Raw genomic sequence first — 21,643 nt, 5'->3', positions numbered from 1 at the left:
CGAGCCCGGTCGTTCAGACCATCCCGGAATGGGCGTGGAACAGCTGACCCCTTCATGATCGAAACCGACGTCATCATCATCGGCGCTGGCCATAACGGCCTCACCTGCGCGGCCTATCTCGCGATGGCCGGCTTGCGCGTGCGCGTGGTCGAGCGCCGCAAGGTGGTCGGCGGGGCCGCGGTCACGGAGGAATTTCATCCCGGCTTCCGCAATTCGGTCGCGGCCTACACCGTGAGCCTGCTCAATCCGCTGGTGATCCGTGACTTGAAGCTGGCCGAACAGGGCCTGCGCATCGTCGAACGGCGCGCGCAGAATTTTCTGCCCGCCCCCGACGGCAGCTATCTTCTCACCGGCGAGGGGCGGACGCAGGCGTCCGTCGCCCGGCTGAGCCCGCATGACGCAAATGCACTCGACGGGTTTTCGCGCGAACTGGAAGATATCGCCGACGTGCTTCGGCAATTCGTGCTGCGCGCGCCGCCAAACCTGCTCGATGGTTTCGGCACGGCCTCGATCCGCGAAGCCGTGAACGCATTCCAGAGCGCCAACATCCTGCGCGGGCTGTCGCTGGAGCAGAGCCGCAGCCTGCTCGATCTCTTCACCCGCTCGGCCGGCGAGATGCTGGACGAACGTTTCGAGCATGATCTGGTCAAGGCGCTGTTCGGCTTCGATGCCATCGTCGGCAATTATGCCAGCCCCTACGCCGCGGGCTCGGCCTATGTGATGCTGCATCACGCCTTCGGCGAGGTGAACGGCAAGAAGGGCGTCTGGGGTCACGCCATCGGCGGCATGGGTGCGATCACGCAGGCCATGGCGCGCGCCGCACGCGACCGCGGCGTTGTGATCGACACCGATGCAGGCGTGCGCGAGGTCATCGTCGAGCGCGATCGCGCGGTCGGCGTGGCGCTGGAGAACGGTACGACCATCCGCGCGAAATATGTCGCAGCCAACGTCAATCCGAAACTGCTCTACACGCGGCTGGTCGCCGCCGATGCGCTTCCCCAAGACTTCCTCGCCCGCATCCGGCACTGGAAGAACGGCTCCGGCACCTTCCGCATGAACGTGGCGCTGGACCGCCTGCCCTCCTTCACGGCGCTGCCGGGCGACGGCGATCATCTCACCTCCGGCATTATCCTGGCCCCTGATCTCGGCTACATGGACCGCGCCTTTTTCGATGCCCGCGCGCACGGCTGGAGCCGGGAGCCGGTCGTGGAAATGCTGATCCCCTCGACGCTCGACGACACGCTCGCGCCCGCAGGACACCACGTCGCAAGCCTGTTCTGCCAGCACGTCGCGCCGGAGCTTCCCGATGGGAAGTCGTGGGACGACCATCGCGACGAGGTTGCCGACCTCATGATCGCGACGGTGGACAAATACGCGCCGGGTTTTGCGACAAGCGTGCTCGGCCGCCAGATCCTGTCACCGCTCGACCTCGAACGGCAGTTCGGCCTGCTCGGCGGCGACATCTTCCACGGCGCGCTGACGCTGAACCAGCTGTTTTCGGCGCGGCCGATGCTGGGCCACGCCGATTATCGCGGGCCCGTGAAGGGCCTCTATCATTGCGGCTCCGGCGCCCACCCCGGCGGCGGCGTCACCGGCGCGCCTGGCCACAACGCCGCCCAGGCAATCCTGAGGGATCACCGGTCGTTGTTCGGAAGCCGTGGATAAGCCTGTGGATGGGCTGTGGACAGACTGTTGGCAAAGCTGTGAAAGGGCGGTGGGTTATGCCCCTTCAAAGCCTGCTACAAATCGGTGGAAAATCCGGGAATGAGCGGCGGGATAATCCGTGGACAAAGTCCGGACAAACCAGCGGGTAGCCTGTGGGCATTCTGTGAAAACCTCTCCCCAAAACGACTTCGCCCGCCAGGGGGCAATTCCCCCGGCGGGCGCGGCTCGAAAGCAGTCGTATGGAGAATTGCCCCGCCGGGAATGGGAGGCGGAAATTACTTTAAGGAGCTGCTAATCGAAGTGAACTTGTCGTTCATGGTGGTGCCCAGTCCGTTCACGACGGTGATGATCGCCAGCGCGATGCCGGCTGCGATCAGGCCGTACTCGATTGCGGTTGCACCTGAATCGTCGGTCCAGAATTTCAAAATCATGCGCTTCAAGTCTCGCCTCCTTTTCCATTTCAAGCTGTGTGGGTTGCCCAACACCCGCAAATCTACGTGGCACAACCTGCGGTCGGGTTAACCTCATAAATGCAAGTTATTAAAAAAATCGGGAACAAAAGTTCCAAAAATTGAACCGGACGGAACCCTGAGATGCAGCCTGCCCCCACCCATCGCGCCAATTTTTCGATCGGCAGCGAGATCGCCGCAAGGCGCATTGTCGACGTCCTCACCGAAATGTTCTTCGAGGATGATGCGGCGGTCGCCGCCTTCGAGCAGCCGAACGGACAGTGGGACGTCGCGCTGCATTTCGCCCACGCGCCGGACCGGGCGTGGCTGCGCGAACTCGTTGCAACATCAGCAGGAAATGAGATCGCGGACACGCTGGCCTTCGACACCGTCGAAGCCAGGGACTGGGTCAAGTCGAGCCTGGAAGATCTCGTCCCGGTGCCGGCCGGGCGCTTCGTCGTCCACGGCAGCCATGACCGCGACCGCGTGGCCCCGAACAAGCTCGCCATCGAGATCGAGGCGGCTCTCGCCTTCGGCACTGGCCATCACGGCACCACACGCGGCTGTTTACTCCTGCTTGACCATGTCCTGAAACGCACCCGGCCGGACCGCGTGCTCGACCTCGGTACCGGGACCGGCGTGCTCGGGATAGCGGCGGCGAAAGCGCTGCATCGCGCGGTGCTGGCCTCCGACATCGACCCGGCCTCGGTCAAGGTGGCAGCCGAGAACGCCGTGTTGAACGAGGTCGGTCACCATGTGCGAGTGATCCGCGCCATCGGCTTCGCGGCGGCTGATTTCGGCAGACGCGGCCCGTTCGACCTGGTGCTGGCCAACATCCTTGCCAATCCGTTACGGCAATTGGCGGGCCCGATGACGCGCCACCTCGCCCCTGGCGGGCGCGTCATCCTCTCCGGCCTGTTGACGCCCCAGGTCCCCGCCGTGATCGCCGCCTACCGCGCGCGCGGCCTCGTGCCTCTGAAGCACATGCGAATCCAGGGATGGAGCAGCCTGTTGCTGCGGAAGATGGGGTGAGTACGGCTGCTGCCGTAGATGCCGCTACTTTGCCGTCTCTTCGTCCCGGCGCATCGCGCGCTCGGCCTGCGAGGCGCGCCTCGCGCGGCGTTCGGCGAAACGGTCGATCATCTGGCTGATCAGGCCGCGCGGTTTCTTCGGTGTTGCCGCAGCCGGGGCGCGGCGCACCGGCGGCGTAATCTTTTCAAACGTGAACGCTGGCATCGAGTGTCCCCTCGTCGTTGAGATGAACAACTTGCTCGAATTTCCCTGTCATCTGGACGAAGCGCAACTGCCGCATCCTGTACTCCACTCAATTCGAATGGAACTTGTTCAAGCACAGTCCATGCCAGATGCGACCTCAAATGCGTCTACATTGCGGACTGATCCGCATGATCCTAAAGTGATCCACCATGTTCGAAGCGCATTTCCAGACATTCGAGGAGCCCGAGGCCGGCGTCGCATTGACAGCCCGGCTGGCCGCGCTCCGTGAAGAACTCGCCCGCCGCAAGCTGACCGGTTTCGTGATTCCACGCGCCGATCAGCAGCAGAATGAGTACGTGCCGCCGTCCGAAGAACGTCTCGCCTGGCTGACCGGTTTTACGGGCTCGGCGGGACTGGCGGTGGTGCTGACGCACGAGGCCGCGGTCTTCGTCGACGGCCGCTACACGATCCAGGCGGCCAAGCAGGTCGATTCAAGGGCCTGGGCCGTGGAATCTCTGATCGATCCCCCGCCGGAAAGCTGGATGTCGGCACACCTGAAGGCCGGCGACCGCCTAGGATTTGATCCGTGGCTGCACACTTTTGCAGCAGCCGAGCGTTTGGCCGCCGCCTGCACCAAGGCCGGTGCCGAACTGGTCGCCGTCGACAGCAATCCGGTCGATGCGATCTGGCAAGACCGGCCACAGCCGCCGATTGCGCCGGTCACGGTGCACGGAATGCAACATGCCGGCGTGACTGAAGCCGAGAAGCTGACGCAGATCAGGAGCGAGATCGGCAAGCTCGGCGTCGATGCGTTGGTGCTGTCCGACAGCCATGCCGTGGCCTGGACCTTCAACATCCGCGGCGCCGACGTCGCGCATACGCCGCTGCCGCTGTCCTATGCGCTGGTGCCGAAGGACGGCCGTCCCACCATCTTCATCGATCACCGCAAGCTCTCAAATCTGACCCGCGACCATCTCGAGCAGTCCGCCGACGTGCGCGAGCCCGATGCGATGGCGCCGACGCTGATGGCGCTCGCCAAGAGCGGCGGATCGATCGCGCTCGACAATGCGACCGCGGCCGACGCCCTCAGCCGGCTGATCACGGGCGCCGGCGGCAAGCCGGTGCGCGGCAGCGATCCGATCGCGCTGCTCAAGGCGGTCAAGAACACGACCGAGATCAAGGGCACGCAATCGGCGCACCGGCGCGACGCCGTGGCGCTGGCACGCTTCCTCGCCTTTATCGACCGCGAGGCGGCAAGCGGCAAGCTCACCGAGATCGACGCGGTCGAGGCGCTGGAGACATTCCGCCGCGACACCGGCGCGCTCAAAGATGTGTCGTTCCCGACCATATCGGGCACCGGCCCGAATGGCGCGATCGTGCACTACCGCGTCACCCGCAAGAGCAACCGGCGGATCGTCCCCGGCGATCTGCTGCTGATCGATTCAGGTGCACAATACGAAGACGGCACCACCGACGTCACCCGCACCATGGCCGTGGGCGAGCCGACCGACGAGATGCGCGACCGCTTCACGCGTGTGCTGCGCGGCCACATCGCGATTGCGCGGGCGATCTTTCCCGACGGCGCCACCGGCGCGCAGCTCGACACACTCGCACGGCAATATCTCTGGGCCGCCGGCGTCGATTTCGAGCATGGCACCGGCCACGGCGTCGGCAGCTATCTGAGCGTGCATGAGGGGCCGGCGCGAATCTCGAAGCTCGGCACTACGCCGCTGAAGCGCGGCATGATCCTGTCCAACGAGCCCGGCTACTACAAGACAGACGGTTTCGGCATCCGCATCGAGAACCTCGAACTGGTGGTCGAAGCCGATATCAAGGGCGCGGAAAAATCGATGAACGCGTTCGAGACGCTGACCCTGGCGCCGATCGACCGCCGGCTGATCGATGTCGGCATGCTCAGCAAGGACGAGCTCGACTGGCTCAACGCCTACCACGCGCGCGTCAGGGCCGAGGTGCGGCCGGCGCTGGACGAGACGACCAAGGCCTGGCTGGACCAGGCCACGGCGGAGTTGAAAGCGTAAGCGCGTCGTCGCAAAGCCGCATGGCTCCACGCGCTTTGCGCAAGGCTGCTTCTCCACCACAGCTGTCATGCCCCGCGACCCGGCTACGCCAAGGCTTCGCCGGGGTGAGGTCTAGGGGCGCCGAAGCTTTAGCGAAGGCGGCAGGCGGGGAATCCAGCATTCCAGAGACAGGAAACGCATGCGAAGAAGCCGCGGCGTACTGGATCGCCCGGTCAAGCCGGCGATGACACCGACTTTTTGACGCGAGCAACGCGCCCAAGCGGCGCTATGGCGCCCTCATCATAACCGTCCCGGAATCCGTATAGCCGCATTCCGAAACGCCGATATGCGTCTTGCGCGAGCGCGCTACAGTCCGATTCGAATTTCTACGAGACGGACACGCATGCACGGCATGATCAGCAAGCCGCCGGACACGGCGAAGAACCTCGCGACCTCGCGCGTGGTGTTGCTGCTGCTCGTCGTCATGACCGGCATCGCGCCGATCTCGCTTTACATGCTGGTTCCGGCGCTGCCGGTGCTGGCGACGACCTTTGGCAGCGACATCTCGGTCGCGCAGATGACGGTGTCGCTGTACATGGTCGGCATCGCGCTGTCGCAACTCATCATGGGCCCGCTGTCGGACCGTTTCGGGCGGCGACCGGTGCTGCTCGGAGGACTGGCGCTGATGGTGGTCGCCAGCGCCGCCTGCATCTTCGCGGAAACCCTGCCGCAGCTGATCGCCGCGCGCTTTTTCCAGGCGTTGGGCGGCGCCGCGGGCATGGTGGTGAGCCGCGCCATCATCCGCGACATCTACGAGCGCGACCGCGTCGCCTCGATGATCAGCCTCGTGGTCGCGGCGCTGATGATCGGGCAGATGGTCTCTCCGCTCAGCGGCGGCCTGATCGAGACAGCGTTCGGCTGGCGCGCGATCTTCTACGCCATCACCGTCGCCGCGATCATTGTCGCCGTCGGCATCGCATTCGCGCTGCCCGAGACGCGCCGAGATCGCGCCGCCGGCAGCGGCTTTCGCGGCGATGTCGGCATCCTGATCCGCAACCGCGCCTTCGTCGGCTACGTGATGTGCCAGGTGCTGGCCTCGCAGATCATCTTCACCTTCGCCGGCGGCGGCCCCTATATCGTGGTGACGCAGATGGGCAGGACCAGCGCCGAATACGGCGCGTGGTTCGCGACGACGGGTTTTGCCTATCTCGTCGGCAATCTGCTCTGCGTGCGCTTCGCGCCCAGGCACTCGCTGGAGAAGTTGATCTGGTTCGGCCTCGCGCTTCAGCTTTGCGGCAGCCTGTTGAACCTGCTCTGGAGCTTCACCGGCTGGAACGAGGCGCCCGCCTGGCTGTTCGGCACGCAGATGATCGTGATGGTCGGCAATGCCTTCGTGATGGCGAACTCGGCCGCCGGCGCGATCAGCATCCGTCCCGAGGCCGCCGGCACCGCATCAGGTGCGATGGGCTTTCTCCAGCAAGGCATCGGCGCGCTGATGTCGCAATTCGGCGCCTATCTCGGCGGCCATTCCGCGACCACGCTGCCGCTCACCGCCGCGGTACTGGCGATCTCCCTGCTCTGCGCCTGCACGATGATCTTCGTCGTCCCCCGCCGCGAGGTCATGATGAGCGAGACGCTGATCGAGCAGGCGGAAGAGGAAGAGAGCGGGATGATGTGATCGGGCGCGGTGAGGCCTTCTTCCTTCTCCCCTTGTGGGAGAAGGTGGCGCGCGTAGCGCGCCGGATGAGGGGTCTCTCTCCGCGCGGGTCCCCTCTCAAAGCTTGAACTCGAGAATAGAACCCCTCATCCGGCGCTACGCGCCACCTTCTCCCACAAGGGGAGAAGGGAAGAGTCACTCCCCGATCAGCTGCAGCCACTCGTCCTCGGTCAGCACCTTGACGCCATGCTTGTTGGCCTCCGCGAGCTTCGAACCTGCGCCGGGGCCTGCGACGACGAGATCGGTTTTCTTGGACACCGAGCCGGACACTTTTGCGCCTAACCGCTCAGCGGTGGCCTTGGCCTCGTCGCGCGTCATCTTCTCCAGCGAGCCCGTGAACACCACGGTCTTGCCGGCGACGGCGGAGTTGCTCTTCGGCTTCTCCGCGTCGATGATCTCGACCTCCCTGGTGAGCCGCTCGACGATGCCGCGATTGTGGCTCTCGCCGAAATAATCGGCGATGCTCTTGATCACGGTCTCGCCGATCTGGTCGAGCGCGTCCATCTCGGCCATCGCCTCCTCGTCGCCCTTGGCGACCTTCAGGCTGGCATCGTGGAAGGCGTCCCAGGAGCCGTAGCCGCGGGCCAGCGCCAGCGCCGTGGTCTCGCCGATATGGCGCATGCCGAGCGCGTAGATAAAACGCTCCAGCGCGATCTTGCGACGGCTCTCGATCGCGCCGAACAGATTGCGCACCGAGGTTGCGCCGTAACCCTCGATGTCCTCCAGCTTGAGCTTTGCGTTGCGCTTTTCCAGCGTGAAGATGTCGGCTGGCTCCTTCACAAAACCTTCGTCGAAGAAGTACTGGAGCTGCTTCTCGCCAAGACCGTCGATGTCGAAGGCGCGCCGCGACACGAACAGCTTCAGATGCTCGATCTTCTGATAGGGGCAGGCGAACTCGCCGGTGCAGCGAGCGCGTGAGCCCTCTTCGCCCGCCGCCGTCTCCTCGCGCGTGACATCGGTGTGCAACGGGCACGGGCACTTCTTCGGAAACTGGAATTCCCTGGCAGCCTTCGGCCGCTTGTCGAGGACGACGTCGACCACCTGCGGGATGACGTCGCCGGCGCGCTGGATCACGACGGTGTCGCCGATCCTGATGTCGCGGCCCTCGCGCAGCACTTCGCCCTTGTTGCCGATGCCCTTGATGTAGTCCTCGTTGTGCAGCGTGACGTTCTGCACGATCACGCCGCCGACGCCGACCGGTTCGAGCTTGCCCACCGGCGTGAACGAGCCGGTGCGGCCGACCTGGATCTCGATGTCGCGCAGCACCGTCGTGGCGCGCTCGGCCGGGAATTTGTGCGCGATGCCCCAGCGCGGCGTGCGCGAGACGAAGCCGAGCCGTTCCTGCCAATCGATGCGGTCAACCTTGTAGACGACGCCGTCGATGTCGTAGTCGAGTTTTGCGCGCTGTTCCTCGATCGCACGATGAAACGCCAGCAGTTCCTCGACGGAGTGACAGAGCTTGGTCAGCGGGTTAGTCCTGAAGCCGCAGCGCTCGAACCAGCCGATCATGCCGCTCTGCGTGCCCTCTGGCATCGCGCTCATCTCGCCCCAGGCATAGGCGAAGAAGCCGAGGGGGCGCGAGGCGGTGATGGTCGGATCCTTCTGCCGGAGCGAGCCCGCGGCCGAGTTGCGTGGATTGGCGAAGATGGTGCTGCCTTCCGCCTTCTGCCGCTCGTTGAGCGCCAGAAACGCCTTCTTGGTCATGTAGACCTCGCCGCGCACCTCGCAGATGTCGGGGACGTTGCGGCCCTTCAGCCTCTTCGGCACGTCTTCGAGCGTGCGGATGTTGGCGGTGACGTCCTCGCCGACCGCGCCGTCGCCGCGAGTCGCCGCGGTGACGAGTTCACCGCCCTCGTAGCGCAGCGACATCGAGAGGCCGTCGATCTTCGGCTCGGCGGAAAAATCGATCTTGTCGTCGTCGAGCTTCAGGAAGCGCACGATGCGGCCGACGAAGTCGCGCAGATCCTCTTCCGCAAAGGCGTTGTCGAGCGACAACATGGGGACGGCATGCCGCACCTTCTTGAAGCGGCCTGATGGTGCAGCACCGACTTTCTGCGACGGAGAGTCCGCGCTGACGAATTCCGGAAAGCGCTTCTCGATCGCGTTGAAGCGCTGGCGTAGCGCGTCATACTCGGCGTCGGTGACGGTGGGCGCGTCGTCCTGGTAGTAGCGTTCGTTATGCCCCTCGATCTCGAGCGCGAGCCGCATGTGCTCGACCTTGGCCTGCGCCTTGGTGAGGTCGGCGACTTCGCGAAGCGGTGTTGGTTTCGATTTTGCTGCTCTGGCCATGGTGCTTGGATACGATGGAGCGGGCAGGAGGGTAAAGGCGGTTACAGTTTCGTACCCCGGACTCAACGTTTAGGGCCCTGCGGTTGCGCGCGTCCGGGACACGAAATCAAGCCGTCGCCGCCTTGAGCAGACGGTCCGCGGCAGCCCTCGCCTCGGCGGTGATCTCGGCACCGGCGAGCATCCGCGCGATCTCCTCGCGGCGGTGGTCGGCGGCAAGCGCATTGACGCGGGTCGCAACGCGCTTGCCCTTGTCCAGTGCGTCCTTTGAGATCAGCAAATGCTGGTCGGCACGGGCGGCGACCTGCGGGGCGTGGGTGACGGCCATCACCTGGACCTTGCCGGCGAGCCGCGCCAGCCGTCCGCCGATGGCGTCCGCGACCGCGCCGCCGACACCGGTGTCGATCTCGTCGAAGACCAAGGTCGGCGCCGAACCGCGGTCGGACAGCACGACCTTCAGCGCCAGCAGGAAACGCGACAGCTCGCCGCCGGAGGCGACCTTCATCAGCGGCCCCGGCTTGGTGCCCGGGTTGGTCTGCACCCAGAACTCGACGCGGTCGAACCCTTGCGGGCCCGGAGCTGCCTCGTCGGTCTCGACCTGGGTCATGAACTTTGCGCGCTCGAGCTTGAGCGGCGCGAGCTCGGCATTGACGGCCTTGTTGAGCTTCTCCGCCGATTTCTGCCGCGCCATCGACAGCTTCTTCGCAGCCGCCGCATAGCGCGCATCGGCCTCGATCGCGGCCTGCTCCAGCTTCTTCAGCCGTGAGGCGCCGGCATCGATCAGAACGACATCGGCGGCGTATCTTGCGGCCAGCGCGGCGAGCCCGTCGACCGGCGTCGAATATTTGCGCGAGGCGGCGCGCAACGCGAACAGGCGCTCCTCGATGCGTTCGAGCTCCGAGGGATCAAAATCGGTTGCGGCAAGCGCCGCCTGAAGATGCTGGTCGGCTTCCTCCAGCGCGTTGATGGCGATGTCGATCGCCCTCACCGCGGGTTCGACCAGCGCCGGCGAGTTGACGCCGCGACGCTCCAGCCGCCGCACGGCGGCCGACAGCGAGGCGACCGGCGAATGGTGGCCGCCGACCGCCTCCTGCGCCTCGCGCAGGTCGGAGGCGATCTTCTCGCCCTGCATCATCGTGGTCCGACGGGAGGCCAGCGAGGTCTCCTCGCCGTCCTTGGGCGCGAGCTGCTTCAATTCGTCGGAGGCGTGGCGGAGGTAATCGGCTTCGCGCGCGGCGCGCTCCATGCCGGCGCGATGCTCCTCCAGCGCGGTGTTGGCGGTGCGGCGTGCGTCCCAGAGCGCCTCGACCGCCGAGACGTCCTTTTCGAGACCGGCGAAGGCGTCGAGCAGGCGGCGGTGGGTGGCGGCATCGACCAGCGCGCGCTCGTCGTGCTGGCCGTGGATCTCGACCAGGGCAGCCCCGACCGCCTTCAGCGTCTGCACGCTGATCGCCTGGTCGTTGATGAAGGCGCGGGTGCGGCCGTCGGCGAGCTGGACCCGGCGGAGAATCATCTCGCCGGTATCGTCCAGCCCGTTCTCCGCGAGGATTTTGGCCGCGGGATGGTTTTTTGGGATATCGAATACGGCAGTGACCTGCCCCTGCTCCGCCCCATGCCGCACGAGGCCGGCATCGCCGCGGCCGCCGAGCGCCAACGCAAAGGCATCGAGCAGGATGGATTTGCCCGCACCGGTCTCGCCGGTCAAAACCGCGAGGCCCGGTGCGAATTCGATATCGAGCCGTTCGATCAGGACGATGTCACGGATCGACAGACGCGCCAGCATGGAATTCTATTTCCTAGCCGAGACCCATTTTCTTGAAGGTCTTGCTAATCCAGGACCCCTGATTCTCGCTCGGTTCGAGACCGCCTGATTTTACAAGATTATAGGCGTCCTTGTACCAGCGACTATCAGGAAAATTGTGCCCGAGCACGGCGGCGGCCGTCTGGGCCTCGCCAACGATGCCGATCGCCATATAGGCCTCGGTCAGGCGGTACAGCGCCTCCTCGACATGGCGGGTGGTCTGGTACTGCGTCACCACGGCCTTGTACCGGTTGATCGCCGCCGTGTAGTCGCGCTTCTGCGCGTAATAGCGGCCGACGTTCATTTCCTTGCCGGCGAGCTGGTCGCGCGCACCTTCGATCTTGGCCTTGGCCGAGGTCGCATATTCGGAGGTCGGATATTTGCGCACCACCTCTTCCAGCGAGGCGATCGCCTTCTCGGTGCGGGTCTGGTCGCGGCTGATGTCCGGAATCTGGTCGTAATGCGAGGCGGCGATCAGATATTGCGCGTAGGCCGCATCCGGGCTGCCGGGATGCAGCGTGACGTAGCGGGTGGCCGCGCCGATACAATTGTCATAATCCCCGCCCTGGTAGGACGCGTAGGCCGACATCAGCAATGATTTGCGGGCCCAGTCGGAATAAGGATGCTGGCGGTCGACCTCTTCGAACTTCTTGTTCGCCGCCTTCATGTCCTTCTTCTCGTTCATGAGGTACAGGCCCTCATTGTAGATCTTGTCGGCGGGCTCCTCGACGAAGGTGTCGTCCTTGGCGGTGAACTTGTCCCAAAGCGCGCCGGTGCCGCAGCCGGCCAGCGGCAGCGCGAGCACGAAGAGGGCGACAACCTGAAGCAGCCCACGGGCTCGAGACGAGACTTCTCGAGACGGGACTTGAAGATATCCGCGCGTCATACGCTGTGCCGACATGAGTATTGCCCTGACGCCCTGTGGTGCGGTGTCCGCCAGCCCATGAACCCCGTCCTGGGCGCGAAATATAGCCGTGGTGCCTGCCGTGCGACCACGCCGGTGTAACCGAAAAACGATCTTCAACCAACCGGATAGGCAGGCATTCCGCCCGGATTAAGGCGAGGCGCCGCAATCCTAGCCGATCATCGTTACCAGGAGTTTCCCGGGGAAAGCCGCCGCCAAACGCCCGCGGCGACGGGTCTCTTCAGGACGCGTCTCTCGTCTAGGAAACGTCCGCTGCAGGAAACGTCTCTCTTCAGGAAACGTCCGGCCCGTAGACCGCGGCGATCCGGCCACCGACGATGCCGCGACCGGTTTCGGCCACCGGACGCGTGGTGCGGCGGGCTGCCTCGCCCTCGACCACCCGCCAAGCGGTGCGGTCGGCGAGCAGCGCGGTCAGAACGGCGTGGTTGAGCTTGTGGCCGCCACGTACCGAGCGGTAGGCGCCGAGCAGCGGCAGACCCGCCAGCGCGAGGTCGCCGATCACGTCCAGCACCTTGTGGCGGGCGCATTCGTCGGCGTAGCGCAGGCCCTCGGTGTTGAGCAGCCGCTCCTCGTCGAACACGACGGTGTTGTCGAATGAGGCACCGAGCGCGTAGCCGGCGCTCCAGAGCCGCGCGACGTCGCACATCAGACCGAAAGTCCGGGCCCGGCCGACTTCGCGGCGGAAACGCTCCGGGTTGAGGTCGAAGGCATAGCTCTGCTGGCCGATGACAGGATTGGTGAAGTCGATCTCGACCTCGGCGCGGAACCCGTCGGCATAGGGCCTGATCTCACCGAAGGAGTCGCCGATCTTGACCGAGATCGGCTTCAAAACCTGGATGAAGCGGCGCTGCGCCGGCTGGGTCACGATGCCGGCCTGGTCGATCGCCGCAACGAAGGCTGCCGCGCTGCCGTCCATGATCGGCACTTCCGGCCCATCGATCTCGATGATGGCGTTGTCGACGCCCATTCCCCGCAGCGCAGCAAGGACATGCTCGGCGGTGGAAACCAGCGGACCGTTGCGATCACCGAGGACGGTGGCGAAATCCGTCGCGATCACCTGCTCGGCGGTGGCCTGAACTTCGCGGTCGCTTCCCTCGAGCCCGGTGCGGATAAAAACAAATCCCGCGTCGACAGGCGCGGGTCCAAGCGCGAGCGTGACAGGAAGACCGGAATGAACGCCGACGCCTGCCACACTGGCTTGCGCACGAAGCGTTGTTTGCCGGCTAAAGTTCATCAGGAACCGCCCCACTACGACCATCGCGACTTATACTGAACCCGACTGCGGCCTAGACCGCTGTTCCGAATCCGTATCCCCAAGTCACGGCAAACCATAGTCACTGCCCCAAACAGCGCCAACTCACGCTTTTTTACCGATTGTTACCCCAAACCCGCCGTATTCGCGCCAAGGCTTAACCAAATTGGACCGGAGTTCGGGACCGTTTTCGGTAGTTTTACTGAACCATCGAATACGTAATTAATGATTTAAAATCAGTTGCTTGGCCACGCAATCCGGATATGCACGGGGCAAAAGAAAAGGTCCCGGCAAGCTTCCCCCCGGGACCTTTTTTCGTCTGCCTTATTGTAACAATCCTCAGGTCGCCTGCCGCCGCAGGAAGGCCGGGATATCAAGATGGTCATCTCCCTGTGGCGCCGGGGCAACAGGCGCGGGACGGCCGTGCATGTCCAGGCCCTGCGGCGCGGGACGACGGGCATACTCAGACACCGGCTCGGTAGAAGCGATTTGCTGCGCCACGGTCTTCTGGGGGCGGCGATCGGGCAGTGGCGGCATCGCGGGACCGGCGGTGCGGGCCGCGATCGGCGCCTCGGTCTCCTCGTCACGACGGCCGAGGCCGACATTGGCGAGGCGCTGCAGCAGCGACAGCCGGGTCTTTTGCGGGGTCTCCTCCTCGACCTCGCCGCGGGCCTGGCGAAGCTCGGCCTGGGCGGGCATCGGAAGTTCCTCGATCCGCGGCATCCGCGGTGTGCGGACCGGTGCACGCTCGGCCTGCGGAGGGATGAAGGTTTCCGGCGTCATCGGCTCTTGCATGGCCATCGGCGCCTGCTCGGGCTCGGGGAACAGCGTGGGCTTCTGCGCGATCGGGCGCACGGTAACGTCGCCATAGGTCTGCATCGGCGCGGGAGCCTGCGGAACGTCCGCAACGGCGGCGGCGATGGCGGCAAGCGCAGCGCGCTCGACGTTCGGACGCGGAGCCGTGGGAGCGGCGGCAAATTGGCCCGTTCCTGTGGCCGGGGTCTGTCCTTCGAACTTCTGGGCGCGCTCGGCCATGCGCTGATTGTCAGCGCGCAGCCGCGCGGTCAGATCGGCAAGACGGCTCTCGGCAGCCGCGGCGGGAGCGGCGGGAGCCTGCTGCGCCTGCGGAGCAGGATTCGCCACGGGAGCGCTGGTGGCCTGGCTGTTGCGCGCGATCGCGGCCTGTTCGATGCCGGTGGCGACGACCGAGACGCGGATCAGGCCATCGAGGGCCTCGTCGAAGGTGGCGCCGACGATGATGTTGGCGTCCTGGTCGACTTCCTCGCGGATGCGGGTCGCAGCTTCGTCGACCTCGAACAGGGTGAGATCCTTGCCGCCGGTGATGGAGATCAGGAGGCCCTTGGCGCCCTTCATCGAGCTATCGTCGATCAGCGGGTTGGCGATCGCGGCTTCGGCGGCGGTCAGCGCGCGCTTGTCGCCGGAGGCTTCGCCCGTGCCCATCATCGCCTTGCCCATCTCGCGCATGACGGCGCGGACGTCGGCGAAGTCGAGATTGATCAGGCCTTCCTTGACCATCAGGTCGGTGATGCAGGCAACGCCCGAATAGAGCACCTGGTCGGCCATCGCGAAGGCGTCGGCGAAGGTGGTCTTCTCGTTCGCGACCCGGAACAGGTTCTGGTTCGGGATGATCAGCAGCGTATCAACGACCTTGTGCAGCTCATTGATGCCCGCTTCCGCGGTGCGCATGCGGCGGCCGCCCTCGAAGTGGAAGGGCTTGGTCACGACGCCGACGGTGAGGATGCCCATCTCGCGCGCGATCTTGGCGATCACGGGAGCTGCGCCGGTGCCGGTGCCGCCGCCCATGCCGGCGGTGACGAACACCATGTTGGCGCCCGAGAGATGGTCACGGAGTTCGTCCATGACTTCTTCGGCCGCGGCCGCGCCGACCACCGGCTGCGAACCTGCGCCCAACCCTTGCGTGGCCGCCGTGCCCATCTGCACGATGCGCTGCGCCTTCGACATCGTCAGCGCCTGCGCGTCGGTGTTGGCGACCACGAAGTCGACGCCTTGGAGGCCCGCCGTGATCATGTTGTTGACGGCGTTACCACCGGCGCCGCCGACGCCGAACACGGTGATGCGGGGCTTCAGTTCGTGAATATCAGGAACATTGATGCTGATGGTCATGTTTGCCTCTCGATCACGCGCGCGTGGGTTCGCCCCGGCCGGCGGCCGCGGGAGTTGGTGAAAATCGAATATTGCGGGAAGGAGTCATCAGAAGCCCTCGCGTAGCCATCGTCCGACCTTTCCGAAATACCCGCCGGTCCCCGTCCTGACCTGCTGCCGCGTATGCCGCGGTTCGACATGTTCGTGGTGAACATATTGCGGGTAGACGAGCAGTCCGGCCGGCACCGCGAAGGCGGCGTTCTTCGCCTCGTTGGGCAGCCGGCCGAAACCGAGCGGACGTCCGACCCGCACGGGCCGGCCGAGAATCTGCGTTCCGAGCTCAACGAGACCCGTGAGCTGCGAGGCCCCGCCCGAGAGCACGACGCGGCCGTTCGGCTCCGAGGCGAAGGGCGAGTCCTTCAGCTTGTCCCGAACCATTTCGAAGACTTCCTCGGCACGATGCTTGACGATGTTGGCGATGGTAGCGCGGGAGACGATCTGCGGCAGATCCTGCTCGTCACCGGCTGTCGGTACAGACATCAGCTCACGCGAGTCCGATCCGCCGGTGATGACGGTCCCGTATAACGTCTTGATTCGCTCGGCATCGGCAATGGTCGCGGAGAGTCCGCGCGCCAGATCCATCGTGATGTGTTGCCCGCCGACCGCAAAACCCGCGGCATGCACGAAGTGGCCGCCGGAAAAGACCGCGATCGTGGTGGTGCCCGCGCCCATTTCGACCACGGCGGCGCCGAGATCGGCCTCGTCGTCGGTCAGCACCGACAGGCCTGCCACATAGGGGCTTGCCGCCATTGCTTCGACGTTGATGTGGCAGCGTTCGACCGCCAGCATCAGGTTCCGCGCCACCGTGGCGTCGCAGGTGACGACATTCATGTCGATGCCGAACTGATGCGCAACCATGCCGCGGGGGTCGCGGATACCTTTGACGCCGTCAAGCGTGTAGCCGACCGGCAGCGCGTGCAGCACGGTGCGGCCTTCGCCGGTGGCGTGGCGCATGCCGGTGGAGGTGACGCGGCTGACATCGGCCGGTGTCACGGCGCCGCCGCGGATGTCGGCCGCAGCTTCGACCAGCTGACCGGAGAGCCGGCCGCCGGAGACCGACAGCAGCACGGACTCGACCCGCACCTTGGCCATTTTCTCTGCAAGCCCGACGGCCTGTCGCACCGCCTGCTCGCATTCGCCGAGATCGATCACGGCGCCGGCCTTCATGCCGCGCGACTGAATCTGGCTGTAGCCGATCAGCTCCACCGCATGGGTCCGGTCGCGCAGGGCTTCGCTCGGCGCCGACGGCTTCAGCCGCGCGATCATGCAGGCGATCTTGCTGGTGCCGATGTCGAGGCAGGCGACGAGGCCGCCGCGCTTGTGCGGCATCGGGCGTGTCTTCGGTGTCTGGGTGCGATCAAGACCGGTCATGCAGCGTCCCCGGCCTTTTTCTTCTTCTTGTCCTTGAACAAATCGTCGCGCGCCTTGGCGGCGTCCTCGGACAGCTGCACGACGAGCCGATCGGGCAGGCGCAGGTCGACGGCGACGATGTCGCGGGAGAACAGCCTGTCCTCCTTGTCGAGCCTGGACAGCATCGCAAGCGCGTTGCCGACGTCCTGTTCGGGCAGGCGGATGTCGAGGCCGTCCTTGAGCCTCAGGTTCCAGCGCCGCTCACCGACGAAGATCGCGGCCTTGGTAATGGAATTGACCTGCGGATAGCGCGCCAGCAAAGCGAGGAAATCGCGGGCCTGCGTCTCGGCGCCCTTGCCGACCACGAGCGGCAGCGACAGGAAGCGGCGCGAGACGTAGGGTTCGAGCACGGCGCCGTCATCGGCGATGACGGAGAGCCGGCCGGCCTCCTGCCACAGCGCGAACGCCTTGCGCTCGGTGAGCTCGATCATGAGCTGGCCCGGATAGAGCTTCAGCACGGTCGCATCCGCGATCCAGGGATTGGCCTTGAGCTTGTCGCGCACGGCGTCGGCGTCGAGAAACAGCAGCGAGGATCGGCCGCTGACGCCGCCGATCGCGAGGATCTCGTCCTGGCTGAGCTGCTTGCGACCGTTGATCACGACGGAGGTGATGCGGAAGCCGGCGGAATTGGCCAGCGCGTTGCGGGTGTCGTTGACCGCCGTGATGAAATCCTGGAGATGGCCGCCCTTGACGATACCGAAGCCGCAGCTTCCGATCAGGAGCAGCACCGTCATGCTGATCCCGACCCGGCGCGGCAGATAGCGCTCGACCAGCGCGACCAACCGCGGCGGCGGCTCGCGCTCGACGATGGCTTTGGCCCTGGTCTTTTCCTTGGCGGCAGCACGGGCGCCGAGAACTCTTTCCTGACGCTTGTCCTGCACCCACTCGCGCAGAAGCACGACCGCTCCGATAGCGGCCGCCTTCAGGTCAGCTTGGGGCCTCAGCGATCTGAAAAGCGACCGAGTGAGGCTTCCTGCTCCATCCATTGCACGAGCTCGTCAACAGTTTGCCCGCGACATCGCGCGGGTCCTGGCGAACATGACGTCTCGGACTTGCCGGGCCGGGTGCTGGTCTTCAGCAGAAGAAAACCTCTCCCCTTCAGAGCGTTCGCTGGGGGTGACAACACCCGCAACGGTCCACGCGCCGGCAGCCAAAGCGTCATATGCGCCGCCAGCGTTAACCTTCGGACGTCCTGGTAAACAAAAGGTAAAGTTCGTTAACGACGTGAGCTTTTTGCCCAGGCCTGTGAGGCATTTATGCCGCAATATCCGGCATTTTACCGGTTTTGGGTTCCAAAACCGGCCGTTTCGCCAGTTCGGCCGTTAACCAGTCCTAATTATTTTCGCACACCGGCCACAGCGAGCTCGATCAGGCCGCGCAGGAAGTCGACGAACTCGATGCTCTCGGCCTTCAGCGCCTTGGGGTAGAGCGAGGACTTGGTCAGGCCGGGCAGCGTGTTGGTTTCGAGATAGACCAGCCCCTTGTCCGAGACGATGAAGTCCGAACGGGAATAGCCGGTACACGACATCGCCCGGTGCGCCAGCATCGCCTGGTGCTTCAGCGCGGCGGTGATTTCGGGTGCGAAACGGCCGGGACAGATCTCTTGGGTCGACTTCAAAAGATATTTCGCCGCGTAGTCGAAACTGCCCTCGCCCGGAATGATCTCGATCGGCGGCAGCGAGATGATCGAGCCGTCCGGCCGCTCCAGCACGCCGCAGGTCGCCTCGACGCCGGAGATGTAGGGCTCGATCACGTACTCTTCGTGCTTGGCCGCATTGCGAACGGCGACGAGATCCTGCTTGGCGTTGACGAAGATCAGGCCGTAGCTCGAGCCATCCCTGGCGGGCTTTGCGATCAGCCGGCCGTATTCGGCGAAGGCCTCGTCGATCTGGTCCAGCGCAATGTTGGCCGGCGGCGTCACGCCGCCGAGCGCGGCGAAATGCTTGGCCGCGATCTTGTCGAACGCGAGATGCGAGGAGGCCGAGCCCGATCCGGTGAACGGCACGCCGCGCGCTTCGCACATCACCTGCAATTCGCCGTTCTCGGCACGCCCGCCATGCAGGCCGAGCACCAGCACGCGGTCCTCCGCCCTGGCCTGGTCGAGCGCCTGCTCCAACGGAATGCCCGACGTGCCCGGCTTGAACTCGTCCTCGAACGGGCGGGCATGTTCGAGCAGCTGTTTGGACTGCACGACATGCACCTTGTCCTCGACGTCCCACCACCAGAGATCGGCCTCGGGCAGCGCCTGATGCAGCGCCTGGGCTGAGGCGACGGAAACCAGACGTTCGCGGTTGGAGCCGCCGAAGAGGATGGTGATGCGCATGTTCTCTCGTCGCTTGTCCAAATTAGCCGGGAATTCCGATCCGCTTGATTTCCCAGTGTAGCTCAATTCCGGAATTTGCCTTCACCCGTTCACGTACGGTCTCGCCCAGCGTCTCGATATCGTGCGCGGTGGCATTGCCCGTGTTGATCAGGAAATTGCAGTGCATCTCGGAGACTTCTGCACCGCCGACGCGCAAACCGCGGCAGCCGGCGGCATCGACCAGCTTCCAGGCGGAATGGCCGGGCGGATTCTTGAAGGTCGAGCCGCCGGTCTTTTCGCGGATCGGCTGCGCGGTCTCGCGATGGGTTTGCACTTCCGCCATGCGCGCGCGGATCGCCTCGGCATCCCTGAGCTCGCCGCAGAACCGCGCGGAGGTGAAGATGATGGAGGCATCGACGCCGCTGTTGCGGTAGACAAACTTCATGTCGGCATTGGAGAAGATGTGCTTCGTGCCGTCGCGCCCGACGCCACGCGCCTCGATCAACACGTCCTTGGTCTCGCCGCCATTGGCGCCCGCATTCATGCGCAGCGCGCCGCCGATCGTGCCGGGAATGCCGAAGTAAAATTCGAGCCCGCCGATATTGGCCGACGCGGCGACTTCCGCCACGCGCTTGTCGAGCGCGGCTGCGCCCGCGGTGACGACATCGCCGCTCGCGCTCGCCTCGCCAAAGGCGCGCGGCGCAAGCCGGATCACCACGCCCGCCATGCCGCCGTCGCGCACGATCAGGTTGGAGCCGACGCCGACGACATAGACGGGAATGTCGCTTGCGAGATGCGCGAGGAAATAAGAGAGATCGTCCTCATCCGTCGGCGTGAACAGCACCTGCGCGGGACCTCCGACGCGAAACCAGGTGAGCTCGGCGAGCGACTGGTTCGCCAGCAGCCGGCCGCGAAGATCGGGCATCACGGCTTTGAGGTCGGGTGTGATGTCGGGGAAGCTCACTGCGCTACCCCAGCGCCTTCAATTCGCCGGGCAAGGCATACGCCCATTGCGTGATGTTGCCGGCGCCCAGACACACGACGAGATCGCCGGACTTCGCCACGCCCTTGACGATGCCAGCGAGATCGGACGCCGCGGGCAGCGGGATCACCTCGCGGTGGCCGTGGGCGCGCAGGCCCGCGGCGAAATGGTCGCGATCGATGCCTTCGATCGGCGTCTCGCCCGCAGCATAGACCTCCGCGACGATCACCGCATCCGCATCGTTGAAGCAGGTGCAGAATTCCTCGAACAGCGACTGCAGGCGGGTGTAGCGATGCGGCTGCACCACCGCGACGATCTTACCGTTGGTGGATTCCCGCGCCGCCTTCAGCACCGCCGCGATCTCGACCGGATGATGGCCGTAGTCGTCGATGACGGTGACGCCGTTCCACTCGCCGGTCTTGGTGAAGCGGCGCTTGACGCCGCCGAAGCCGGCGATCGCCTTGCGGATCGCCTCGTCCGACACGCCGAGCTCGCGCGCGACCGCAATCGCGGCGGTCGCGTTGGAGGCATTGTGGCGCCCCGGCATCGGCAGCATGAGATCGGAGATCTCGTGCACGGCGCCCGTCTTGCGATCGCGGAAGGCAACCTTGAACTTCGATCCGCCGCCCGCCGGGGTCAGGTCGACGAAGCGCACATCGGCCTGCGGATTCTCACCATAGGTGATGATGCGTCGATCCTCGATCTTGCCGACAAGGGTTTGCACCACGGGATGATCGATGCACATCACGGCGAAGCCATAGAACGGCAGGTTCTCGACGAAATGGCGGAAGGCGTCCTGCACCGCCTCGAAGGTCTTGAAGTGATCGAGATGCTCGGGATCGACATTGGTGACGATCGCGACCTCGGTCGGCAGCTTCAGGAACGTGCCGTCGCTCTCGTCCGCTTCGACCACCATCCAGTCACCCGCACCGAGACGCGCATTGGAGCCGTAGGCATTGATGATGCCGCCGTTGATCACGGTGGGATCGAGGCCGCCGGCGTCGAGCAGCGTCGCGACCATCGTGGTCGTGGTGGTCTTGCCGTGGGTGCCGGCGATGGCGACGCAGCTCTTCAGCCGCATGAGCTCGGCCAGCATCTCGGCGCGGCGCACCACGGGGATGCGCCGTTCGCGCGCCGCCGTCAGTTCCGGATTGTCGCGCTTGATCGCGGTAGAAACCACGACGACCTCGGCCCCGTCGACGTTCTCCGCCTTGTGGCCGACCGAGACCCTCGCACCGTTCTTGCGCAGGCGGTCGAGATTGTAATTGTCGGAGGCGTCCGAACCCTGCACGGAATAGCCGAGATTGAGCAGCACCTCGGCGATTCCGCTCATGCCTATCCCGCCGATCCCGACGAAGTGGATAGGTCCGATCTCGCGCGGCAGTCTCATGGTGTATCCCGCAGTTCCCTTCGTCATGCCCGGGCTCGTCCCGGGCA

General features: G+C 65.2%; 16 protein-coding genes. 4 read left to right on the top strand and 12 right to left on the bottom strand.

Annotated features, from left to right (window positions below; translation table 11 throughout):
* Nucleotides 1–54: 54 nt before the first annotated feature.
* Nucleotides 55–1,665: an NAD(P)/FAD-dependent oxidoreductase gene (locus tag IVB36_RS37120; RefSeq protein ID WP_085385411.1), complete on the top strand. Its 1,611-nt coding sequence runs from the start codon at nt 55–57 to the stop codon at nt 1,663–1,665.
* Between the two features lie 275 nt (nt 1,666–1,940).
* Here IVB36_RS37120 and IVB36_RS37115 read toward each other — a convergent pair whose 3' ends face one another.
* Nucleotides 1,941–2,105, bottom strand: a complete 165-nt coding sequence (locus IVB36_RS37115; protein ID WP_018454254.1) for a Flp family type IVb pilin — start codon at nt 2,103–2,105, stop codon at nt 1,941–1,943.
* A gap of 153 nt (nt 2,106–2,258) precedes the next feature.
* Between IVB36_RS37115 and IVB36_RS37110 the strand changes: the two genes are divergently transcribed.
* Nucleotides 2,259–3,146 carry a 50S ribosomal protein L11 methyltransferase gene (locus tag IVB36_RS37110; protein ID WP_018454253.1) on the top strand — a complete coding sequence of 296 codons (888 nt, stop codon included), beginning with the start codon at nt 2,259–2,261 and terminating at the stop codon, nt 3,144–3,146.
* A 24-nt stretch (nt 3,147–3,170) separates the two neighbouring features.
* Here IVB36_RS37110 and IVB36_RS37105 read toward each other — a convergent pair whose 3' ends face one another.
* Nucleotides 3,171–3,350 carry a hypothetical protein gene (locus tag IVB36_RS37105; RefSeq protein ID WP_018454252.1) on the bottom strand — a complete coding sequence of 60 codons (180 nt, stop codon included), beginning with the start codon at nt 3,348–3,350 and terminating at the stop codon, nt 3,171–3,173.
* Nucleotides 3,351–3,538: 188 nt separating this feature from the next.
* On the opposite strand from IVB36_RS37105, the gene IVB36_RS37100 reads away from it, so the two are divergent.
* Entirely contained in the window at nt 3,539–5,368 is a 1,830-nt protein-coding gene (locus IVB36_RS37100; RefSeq protein WP_018454251.1) for an aminopeptidase P family protein, read from the top strand.
* Between the two features lie 382 nt (nt 5,369–5,750).
* Nucleotides 5,751–7,025 carry a multidrug effflux MFS transporter gene (locus IVB36_RS37095; RefSeq protein WP_085349080.1) on the top strand — a complete coding sequence of 425 codons (1,275 nt, stop codon included), beginning with the start codon at nt 5,751–5,753 and terminating at the stop codon, nt 7,023–7,025.
* A 174-nt stretch (nt 7,026–7,199) separates the two neighbouring features.
* Here the strand turns inward: IVB36_RS37095 and ligA are convergent, their stop codons facing one another.
* The 10 genes from ligA to murC form a co-directional block, all read right to left on the bottom strand.
* The gene (ligA, locus tag IVB36_RS37090; RefSeq protein ID WP_247361177.1) at nt 7,200–9,353 is read right to left on the bottom strand and encodes an NAD-dependent DNA ligase LigA; all 2,154 of its coding nucleotides are present in this window, start codon (nt 9,351–9,353) and stop codon (nt 7,200–7,202) included.
* A 106-nt stretch (nt 9,354–9,459) separates the two neighbouring features.
* Entirely contained in the window at nt 9,460–11,133 is a 1,674-nt protein-coding gene (gene recN, locus IVB36_RS37085; RefSeq protein ID WP_247294859.1) for a DNA repair protein RecN, read from the bottom strand.
* Between the two features lie 13 nt (nt 11,134–11,146).
* On the bottom strand, nt 11,147–12,052 hold the full coding sequence (locus tag IVB36_RS37080; RefSeq protein WP_026232697.1) for an outer membrane protein assembly factor BamD: 906 nt from the start codon (nt 12,050–12,052) through the stop codon (nt 11,147–11,149).
* A 295-nt stretch (nt 12,053–12,347) separates the two neighbouring features.
* On the bottom strand, nt 12,348–13,310 hold the full coding sequence (lpxC, locus tag IVB36_RS37075; RefSeq protein WP_247394809.1) for a UDP-3-O-acyl-N-acetylglucosamine deacetylase: 963 nt from the start codon (nt 13,308–13,310) through the stop codon (nt 12,348–12,350).
* Nucleotides 13,311–13,667: 357 nt separating this feature from the next.
* Nucleotides 13,668–15,473, bottom strand: coding sequence for a cell division protein FtsZ (gene ftsZ / locus IVB36_RS37070; protein WP_018454245.1), 1,806 nt, complete (start codon nt 15,471–15,473; stop codon nt 13,668–13,670).
* Nucleotides 15,474–15,560: 87 nt separating this feature from the next.
* A complete protein-coding gene (gene ftsA / locus IVB36_RS37065) occupies nt 15,561–16,883 on the bottom strand; it encodes a cell division protein FtsA (RefSeq protein WP_018454244.1) in 1,323 nt (440 codons plus the stop codon).
* Nucleotides 16,880–17,908: a cell division protein FtsQ/DivIB gene (locus IVB36_RS37060; RefSeq protein WP_026232695.1), complete on the bottom strand. Its 1,029-nt coding sequence runs from the start codon at nt 17,906–17,908 to the stop codon at nt 16,880–16,882. Before IVB36_RS37060 ends, ftsA begins: the two co-directional genes overlap by 4 nt.
* 350 nt (nt 17,909–18,258) lie before the next feature.
* Nucleotides 18,259–19,245 carry a D-alanine--D-alanine ligase gene (locus IVB36_RS37055; RefSeq protein ID WP_085349138.1) on the bottom strand — a complete coding sequence of 329 codons (987 nt, stop codon included), beginning with the start codon at nt 19,243–19,245 and terminating at the stop codon, nt 18,259–18,261.
* 22 nt (nt 19,246–19,267) lie between these two features.
* Nucleotides 19,268–20,188 carry a UDP-N-acetylmuramate dehydrogenase gene (gene murB, locus IVB36_RS37050; protein ID WP_247294863.1) on the bottom strand — a complete coding sequence of 307 codons (921 nt, stop codon included), beginning with the start codon at nt 20,186–20,188 and terminating at the stop codon, nt 19,268–19,270.
* A 4-nt stretch (nt 20,189–20,192) separates the two neighbouring features.
* On the bottom strand, nt 20,193–21,596 hold the full coding sequence (gene murC, locus IVB36_RS37045; protein WP_204513990.1) for a UDP-N-acetylmuramate--L-alanine ligase: 1,404 nt from the start codon (nt 21,594–21,596) through the stop codon (nt 20,193–20,195).
* Nucleotides 21,597–21,643 lie beyond the last annotated feature (47 nt).

This window comes from Bradyrhizobium sp. 35 (assembly GCF_023073215.1).
GTDB lineage: Bacteria > Pseudomonadota > Alphaproteobacteria > Rhizobiales > Xanthobacteraceae > Bradyrhizobium > Bradyrhizobium canariense_D.
The sequence above is the reverse complement of the archived record's forward strand: the minus strand, read 5'-3'. Positions and strand labels throughout refer to the sequence as shown.